Raw genomic sequence first — 1151 nt, forward strand, 5'->3', positions numbered from 1 at the left:
ACGCCCGTCTGAATCACAGCCATTTTTTTAAATCAATGGGTCCTGAGCCTAGCTGCCCTTGCTGGCCTGGAATGGCAGACCGTGATCGCCATCGGTACACTTGCGCTAGGCGGACTCCTGATTGCGCTACTCCTGCGGCGACAGGTCGTTTGTGCCGTGCAAGATGTTAGGAGGATAGTTGAGCGATGAGATCGGCGCGACTATCTCGCTAGCCGGTGGCGCTGGAGCCGTTTGAGCTACCGAGATCCTTTCCCAGTCTGCCGAATACCCAGGCTATTACAGCGGCAGATATGATCAGCTTGGACAAGACGTGCTTTGACTATTGGGGAAGCGCATCAGAAATTAAAAAGCCCGCGGGAAGCGGGCTTTGTCGGAATGCTGTTCCTATTTTGTCTGAATACTGCTGTTTGTATCTCGCTTCGCTGGCCCGGGTTTCGTCGCGCCGTCCGGGGCCATAATGCTACTTCCCCGTGCTGCGCAGACCCTTCTCGCTTGGCCATGGGTAATCTCCTGAGTGCCGTCGCCGTGCGTCCATTTATAACCATCTTCACAAGTTAAGGAATATTTCCCGTTTTTGTATGCGATCGAATATGCGAAGGCCGACGAGATTGGCGCGAGAAGAACGGCTGATGCGATTGTGGCCAGGGCGATGTTCCTGAAGTTCATGACTTCCTCTCCGGTTCAGTGCAATCGGATGATGAGAATAGAAATGCTGTTCTTATCTCTTCTGAATGCTGCTGTTCATATCTCTCTGTGCTGGTCCGGTTTTCGTGAAGCCGTCCGGGGCCATGATGCTGCTTCCTCGTGCTTCGCAGACCTTCTTCGCGTCACTATGGGTAATTATCTGAGAGCCGTCGCCGCGGGTCCATCTGTCGCCATTGTCACAGGTGACCGAATATTTCCCACCTTTGTAATGGATCGTATATGCGAAGGCCGACGAGATCGGCGCGAGAAGAACCGCTGATGCGATTGTGGCCAGAGCGATATTCTTGAAGTTCATAACTTACTCCTCCATTCGAGTACAACTGCATAGTGCAGGTGTAGCTTTGAACTCGCGCTGAACGCGTCGTTCAGAATGTGTTCAGATTGCGGCAATAAACACCCTCAGCTAGGCTCAGGACTCGTTGATTAGAGCCAGAAGATCACGGTTG

At 52.7% G+C, this 1151-nt stretch carries 1 protein-coding gene; it reads right to left on the reverse strand.

Features of this window, described 5'->3' with window-relative positions:
- Positions 1–718: 718 nt before the first annotated feature.
- Complete coding sequence (locus NDI72_RS21860; protein WP_113152770.1) at positions 719–1000, reverse strand: hypothetical protein; 282 nt, start codon at positions 998–1000, stop codon at positions 719–721.
- Positions 1001–1151 lie beyond the last annotated feature (151 nt).

The sequence above is a fragment of the Nitratireductor sp. GZWM139 genome (genome assembly GCF_030068685.1).
Taxonomy (GTDB): Bacteria; Pseudomonadota; Alphaproteobacteria; order Rhizobiales; family Rhizobiaceae; genus Nitratireductor; species Nitratireductor aquimarinus.

What these genes read in the sequence shown, in the direction of transcription:
- NDI72_RS21860 (WP_113152770.1), bottom strand. Translation starts at nt 1,000, where the DNA reads ATGAACTTCAAGAATATCGCTCTGGCCACAATCGCATCAGCGGTTCTT.